Here is a 7,034-nt window from a genome sequence, read left to right as displayed (position 1 = left end):
CGAGATGCCACTTGTGCACGCCTTTCACGGCGTGTCGCGTGCACAAGTGGCATCTCGCGGCGGGGGTCAGACCCGTGCGGGCGTCAGGGCGGTGGCCACCAGGGCGGCGCAGAGGAGGGCGATCGCCGTCAGAACCGCGGCGACGCCGAGGGGCGCGGCCAGGAGGGGGGTCGCCAGCACCGCGAGGGCGGCGGGCAGGACGAGGGCGGCGCGGAGCGGGCGGCCCTCGGCGAGGGGCAGGTGCACGGCCCACAGCATCACCAGGAAGGCGGCGACCGGCACGGCGACCGCGGCGCCGATCACGGTGTCGCTCGCCTCCAGGTGCCCGGCCGTCGCCGCGACCGCCGACTCGAGGCCGGCGCCCAGGCCGCCGAGCGCCGCGAAGATCACGAAGTGCGCGTACCCCCAGCGGAAGGAGAGGTCGCGCCGCCGCTCGAGCAGCTCACCCGAGGGGTGCAGGAAGGACAGCCACCACAGCGCGAAGACGATCACCAGCGCGCAGGCCGCGACGATCACGAGCGAGAGGCTCACGCCCGACTCCGTCACCGCCTGCTGCACTCCGGTCACGGCCGCGAGCACGCCCTCGCCGAGCAGGATGATCGTGAACAGCCCGTAGCGCTCGGCGATGTGGTGCGGATGCCAGCTCGACTCGCCCGCCCGCAGCGCCCACAGCGGCACCGCCAGCTCGAGCGCCGCCAGCACGACGAAGCTCACCACTCCCCCTCTCTCGGGCAGGAGCAGCTCGTCCGGCAGCAGGAGCCGCAGCAGCCAGCCGACCTGCACGAGCGAGAACCCGCCCGCGCTGCGCAGCGCCGAGACCCGCTGCTCCGGCGACGACACCGCGACCCGCAGCCACTGGCTGACCAGCGCGAACCGCATGATCGCGTAGCCGACGGTGATCGCCGTGAAGTCGCCGTCCTCGAACGCCGTCGGCACGCCGGCCGCGAGCACGAGCACCCCGCCCATCTGCGCGAGCGTGAGCAGCCGGTAGGGCACGTCGTCGGTGTCGTAGCCGGAGGCGAACCAGGTGAAGTTCATCCAGGCCCACCAGATCGCGAAGAACACCATCGCGAAGGGGAGGACCGTCTCGCCGAGGTGCCCCTCCTCCGTCGCGTGCGCGAGCTGCGCGGCGATCTGCGCGATCGCGACGACGAAGGTCAGGTCCACGAGCAGCTCGAGCGGCGACGACACCCGGTGCGGCTCGTCGACGGCGCGCGGGTGCATCCGGACGCGGAGGAGGGTCATGCGCTCATCCTGCACCCGCGTGCCCCGCCGCCGCGCTGCCGTACTCTGCTGCCATGCATCGAGGGGCCGCCGTGCGGTGGGGGCGCGTCTACTTCACCGTGCAGGCGCTCGGCGGGGCGGCCTGGTGGCTGGCGGTCGCGCTCGTGCCCGCGGTGCGGCTGGCGACGCTCGGGCCGCTCGATCCGGTGCCGGTCGCCGTGCTCGATCTGCCGCTCTTCGTCGGCGCCTCCGCCCTCGCGGCGCTCGGACTCCGCTGGGCGGCGTGGACCGCGACCGTCTGGACCCTGCTCGTCACCGTCGCGCTCGCCGTCGTCGCGACGGTCACCGGCGACGCCGGCTGGGGCGTCCTCCTGATGCTCGCCGCGTCCGGCGGCTCGGTCGCGGCGCTCTGCCTGCTGACGCTCGGGCGCATCCCGACGCGCTGGCTCGCCTCCGGGCCGTTCGCCTTCCGGCTCGCCGCCCGCGGCCGGACGCCGCTCGCGCACCTCGCGGCGACGCTCGGGCAGATCGTGGTGTTCTGGTGCGGCGCGCTCGTCGTGATCCCGCTGGTCGTCGCGGCGCTGGAGTCGCGCTGGGGGCTCGCCGTCGCGTTCCCGGAGCCGCTGCGCGCGGTCGGGCTCGCGCTGCTCGTGCTCGCGAGCGCGCTCGGGCTGTGGTCGGGGGCGACGATGTCGCTGCTCGGCGACGGCACCCCGCTGCCTGTCGCGATGACGAACCGCCTCGTGATCGCCGGCCCCTACCGCTGGGTGCGCAACCCGATGGCGGTCGCGGGGATCGGCCAGGGCGTCGCGGTCGGGCTGCTGCTCTCCTCCTGGCTGGTCGTCGTCTACGCGCTGCTGGGCGCGCTGGTCTGGAATCTCGCGGTGCGCCCGCTCGAGGAGGCGGACCTCGAGGCGCGGTTCGGCGCCGAGTTCCGGCGCTACCGCGACGCCGTGCGGTGCTGGCTGCCGGGGCGTCCGGTGCCCGGCGCGCGGTGAGTGCCGCCCGCCTACGATGGTCCGGATGACGATCGACAGGGCGACCGCCACCTCCGAGCGCGGAACGACTCCGCCCGGAAGCGACCGCTCCGTCCTCGCCCGCCGCGCTGTCCTCGCCCGCCGCATCGGCCTCGGCCTCGCCCTGGTCGCGGCCGCCGCGCTCCTCCGCGTCCTCTCGCCAGACGCCGCCGGCGACGTGCTCTCCGACGCCGTCCGCGACTTCCTCACCCTGGCGATCAGCGTCGTCATCGAGTCGCTGCCGTTCGTCTTCCTCGGCATCGTGCTCTCGATCGCCGTGCAGCTCTGGGTGCCGGAGGCGGTGCTGCTGAGGATCCTGCCGAAGCGCGCCCTGCCGCGCCGCCTGGTGATCTCGCTGCTCGGCGTGCTGCTGCCGGTCTGCGAGTGCGGCAACGTGCCGCTCGCGCGCGGCCTGATCGTGAAGGGGCTGTCCGTCTCCGAGTCGATGACGTTCCTGCTCGCGGCGCCGATCGTCAATCCGATCACCATCGTCACGACCTATCAGGCCTTCGGCTGGGCCGACGGGATCCTGGTCTGGCGCATCGTCGGCGGCTTCGTGATCGCGAACCTGGTCGGCTGGATCTTCAGCCGGCACACCGACCCGATGACGCTGCTGACCCCGCGGTTCCGCGCGGCCTGCGAGGCGGGCGAGCGGCCCTCCCGCACCGTCCGCGCCAAGGCCCGCCGCAGCGTGCTGCTCTTCGCGGAGGAGACCGGCGCGATGCTGCCGGCGCTGTTCGTCGGCGCCGCGATCGCCGGCCTCATCCAGGTCGGCGTCTCGCGCGACGTGCTGACCACCCTCGGCGGCGACCCGCTCTGGTCGGTGCTCGCGCTGATGGTCCTCGCCTTCGTGATCTCCATCTGCTCCAACGTCGACGCGTTCTTCGTCCTCTCCTTCGGCTCGACCTTCCTGCCCGGCGGCATCATCGCCTTCCTCGTCTTCGGCCCGATGATCGACATCAAGATGCTCGCGCTGCTGCGCACCACCTTCTCCGCGCGCACGCTCGTGCGGATCACCGCGCTGGTCGGCCTCTGCGCCGCCGTCCTCGGCCTGGCGGTGAACCATGCGCTCTGAGCGCCTGCTCGCCCGCTGGAAGGGCGTCGTCCTCAGCCTGATCGGCGTCGTCTCGACGCTCTGGCTCGCGGCGACCGGCCGCCTCGGCCTCTACATCCACCCGCGCTACTTCGAGTTCTCGGTGATCCTCGCCGCCGTCGCGGTGGTGCTGCTGATCTGCGCGTTCGCGATCGTGCCGGGGGCGGAGGAGGACGACGGGCACGCGGAGGACCACCTGCACGAGCACGCCCCGCGCCGGCGCTGGCGGGCCGGCCTCGCCGCGCTCGGGAGCCTCGCGGTGATCGCCTGCGCCGCCGTCGCGCTGCTCGTCGTGCCGCCCGCCGCGCTGACCGCCTCGACCGCGACCCAGCGCGAGGTCAACACCAGCGCCGTCGACGCCTCCGTCACCGCGCAGGCGCCCACCGGCGACACCGCGTCCTTCACCGTCCGCGACTGGGCGACGCTCCTGCGCCAGGGAGCGAGCGAGCAGTTCCTGGCCGGCCGCACCGCGACGGTCAGCGGCTTCGTCACCCCCGACGCGAGCGACCCCGAGAACGTCTTCTACGTCGCCCGCTTCATCGTCACCTGCTGCGCCGTCGACGCGCAGCCGGTCGGCGTGCCGATCCACCAGCCGGGCTGGGCCGACACCTGGACCGAGGGCGAGTGGCTGGAGGTGACCGGCGGCTTCGGCGCGAACCCGAGCGTCACCAGTGCCGAGGCGGTCGTCCTCGAGCCCGACGTCGTGACGCCGATCGACGAGCCGGCGATGCCGTATGTCTACTGAGCGCGCGTTCTCCCGCGTCTTCTGGAGCGTCACCGCCGTCCTCGTCCTCGCCGTCGGCGGCCTCACCGCCGCCACGATCGCCAAGGGCCCGCGCGTCGCCTCGCTCGAGGTCAGCACCTCGGGCGTCGTCGAGCGCGACGGCGGCCGCGCCCGCGTGCACCTCGACCAGGCGATCGAGCCCGACGCCCTCGACCGGGTGCGCGTCACTCCGGAGACCCCGCACACCGCCGAGCTCGAGGGCGGCGTGCTCACCGTGACCTTCGACGACACCCTCCGCTACGCCACCGAGTACGAGATCGCCATCGACGGCGCGCAGGGCACCGCGACCGGCGCCGAGTCCGACCTCTCCGCCGCGTTCACCACCAAGGACCCCGACCTCTACACTCTCGACCGCACCGCCGACGATCCCGCCCAGCCCGACGCGATCCGGGTGCGCCCGCTCTCCGGCGGCGACACCCGCGTCCTCTACACGGCGGACCGGATCCAGGACTACGCCGTCGTCGGCCCGGTGCTCGTCGTCGTGACCCTCGAGCCCGACGACACCACCCTCATCCGCACGCTGACCCTCGACACCGGCTCGGAGGGCGTCATCCCGCTGCCCGGCCCCGGCGTCGTCCGCGAGCTGCACGCCTCGCCCGAGAAGGGCGTGCTCGGCTGGACCTTCACCGGCTCCGCGCCCACCGGCCCGCTCGACCGCGCGCTCTACGCCTACGACCTCACCGACCAGAAGGCGGAGGCCGTGCCGATCACCGGCATCGACGGCGGCCCGCTGCGCGCGACCGACTGGATGTTCGTGCCCGGCACCACCTCCGTCGTCACCCACTCGCTCGACGACACCGTGCTGCTCGTCGACCTGCTGACCCCCGGCACGATCAGCCCCCTCGGCCAGCACGCCGAGCTGCGCGGCTTCGTCCCCGGCGCGAACCGGCTGGTCGTCGCCGACCCCGACTCCGGCTCCGTGATCGACCTCGCCGACGGCTCCGTCGAGACCCTCGCGCTGCCGCCCGCCGACGTCGGCCCGACCACGTCGCCCGTGCAGCTGCTGCTCCTGGACTCGTCGAGCTACCTCGAGCTCGAGGCCGACTACTCGCCCGAGACCGGCACCGCCCAGTACTCGCTGGTGCGCGTCGACGCGAGCGGCACGACCGAGGTCTTCCGCACCTCGCCGACCGGCCGGATCCGCGGCGTCTGCCTCTCGCCCAACGGCCAGTTCGCCGCCGTCGAGGCCGTCTCCGCCGAGGGCGTCCCCGACGACTACCCCGACGTCCCCGGCTTCAGCGCCACCTCCACCGTCCTCGTCGACCTCGGCACCGGCGACACCTCCCGCAGCGTCAACGGCGTCTCCCGCGACTGGTGCGCGTAGCCCCCGCAGGGCGGCCCTCCCTGCTGGTCGAGTAGCCCCAGAGGGCTGCACTTCATGCTGGTCGAGTAGCCCCGCAGGGGCGTATCGAGACCCACCGTCACCCGCAGGGCGGACCTGCAGACTCACGTCCCGACGCCGGCGGATCTCGATACGCCCGCTCCGCGGGCGACTCGATCAGCATGAGCGTCCCCAGCTCGACGAAGTGCGTGCGCGGTTCGACATGCCCGAGGTGACCTGCGCCCCGCAGCCGCACGCCGCCGGTACCGCGATGAGCGTGGTAGTGCGCTAACAATCACGCAAGCGAACTACAGCTGGCCTATTGCGCAGCGCTGATAGTGCGCTAACATCGCTTCATCCCACCCCACAACAAAGGAGTTGACGTGACTGAGCCGTACACCGTCGTTGCCCTCTCGCCCCTGCAGATCCCGATCGTCGAGCCGGAGGACGCGGTCCGCAACACCAAGCGGATCATCGGATTCATGCGCACTGCCGTCGGCATCGCCTCGACCGAGGGCTACCCCGTGAAGCTCGTCGTGATCCCCGAGATGGCGATCCAGGGCATGCACATGGCCTTCAAGGCGGGCGACCGCGAGGCCGAGAAGAAGTTCGCCCGGACCATCCCGGGCCCCGAGACCGACGAGCTGGCGAAGGCCGCCCGTGAGCTCGGCACCTACATCGCCGGCGAGCTCTACCTCGTCGCCGACGACGACTTCCCCGGCCGCTACTTCAATGTCGCGTTCATGATCGACCCGGCCGGCGAGGTCGTCTACCGTCGCGCGAAGGCGACCAGCGACGGCTTCGAGGGCGGCACCCTCGGCACCACCAACCCGCACGACCTCTGGGACGAGTGGGTGGAGAAGAAGGGCGGCGGCGACGCGCTCGAGGCGATCTACCCCGTCGCGAAGACGCCGGACATCGGCAACATCGGCTACGTCATCTGCCACGAGGGGGCCTACCCCGAGATCGCCCGCGGTCTGGCGATGAACGGCGCCGAGGTCATCATCCGCGCCACCCTGATCGAGCCGCAGACGATGAACGGGATGTGGGAGGTCCAGAACCGCGCTCACGCGATGTTCAACAACGCGATCGTGGTCGCCCCGAACCTCGGCCCCGAGCTCGGCCCGGACGGCGTGCTCAACGACCTCTTCGGCGGCCAGTCGATGATCGTCGACCACAAGGGCACGGTCATCGTGAAGCAGGAGGGGCTCACCCCCGGCGACAGCTTCGTCAGCACGGTCATCGACATCGACGCCCTGCGCCGCGCCCGCCAGTCCAACGGCGTCTTCAACGGCTTCAAGGATCTGCGCACCGAGCAGTACGCGGCGATCTACGCGAAGCCGATCTACCCGAAGAACCAGTACCTCGAGGCGCCGCCGGAGGCCGGCTGGCTCGCCCGCGAGCGCGCCACGCGTCAGCGCAACATCGATCTGCTGATCGAGCGCGGTGTCTTCACCGCGATCGACACTCCCGCGGCGAGCGAGCTGCAGGCCGACGAGGAGACGCTCCAGCTGCAGGACTCGGCGCTCTAGGCGCCGGCCGCAGGCCCTCTGCCCCTGCCCCTGCCGGGCCGGGCCGCCCTCCCCGCGGCCCGGC

At 72.6% G+C, this 7,034-nt stretch carries 6 protein-coding genes; 5 read left to right on the top strand and 1 reads right to left on the bottom strand.

The features are described 5' to 3' along the window. Positions 1-66: 66 nt before the first annotated feature. Positions 67-1,245, bottom strand: coding sequence for a low temperature requirement protein A (locus MT351_RS02505; protein WP_243581130.1), 1,179 nt, complete (start codon positions 1,243-1,245; stop codon positions 67-69). 53 nt (positions 1,246-1,298) lie between these two features. Between MT351_RS02505 and MT351_RS02500 the strand changes: the two genes are divergently transcribed. The 5 genes from MT351_RS02500 (at position 1,299) to MT351_RS02480 (ending at position 6,970) form a co-directional block, all read left to right on the top strand. Then, on the top strand, positions 1,299-2,222 hold the full coding sequence (locus MT351_RS02500) for an isoprenylcysteine carboxylmethyltransferase family protein (protein WP_243581129.1): 924 nt from the start codon (positions 1,299-1,301) through the stop codon (positions 2,220-2,222). 25 nt (positions 2,223-2,247) lie between these two features. Then, entirely contained in the window at positions 2,248-3,315 is a 1,068-nt protein-coding gene (locus MT351_RS02495) for a permease (RefSeq protein ID WP_243581128.1), read from the top strand. Beyond that, entirely contained in the window at positions 3,305-4,078 is a 774-nt protein-coding gene (locus tag MT351_RS02490) for a TIGR03943 family protein (protein WP_243581127.1), read from the top strand. The genes MT351_RS02495 and MT351_RS02490 overlap by 11 nt, the downstream gene beginning before the upstream one ends. Further along, positions 4,068-5,441: a hypothetical protein gene (locus tag MT351_RS02485; protein ID WP_243581126.1), complete on the top strand. Its 1,374-nt coding sequence runs from the start codon at positions 4,068-4,070 to the stop codon at positions 5,439-5,441. The genes MT351_RS02490 and MT351_RS02485 overlap by 11 nt, the downstream gene beginning before the upstream one ends. 380 nt (positions 5,442-5,821) lie before the next feature. Beyond that, the gene (locus MT351_RS02480) at positions 5,822-6,970 is read left to right on the top strand and encodes a nitrilase-related carbon-nitrogen hydrolase (RefSeq protein WP_123734622.1); all 1,149 of its coding nucleotides are present in this window, start codon (positions 5,822-5,824) and stop codon (positions 6,968-6,970) included. Positions 6,971-7,034 lie beyond the last annotated feature (64 nt).

The sequence above is a fragment of the Rathayibacter sp. VKM Ac-2926 genome, assembly GCF_022815565.1.
Taxonomy (GTDB): domain Bacteria; phylum Actinomycetota; class Actinomycetes; order Actinomycetales; family Microbacteriaceae; genus Rathayibacter; species Rathayibacter festucae.
This window is presented reverse-complemented; position numbering and strand designations above follow the sequence as displayed.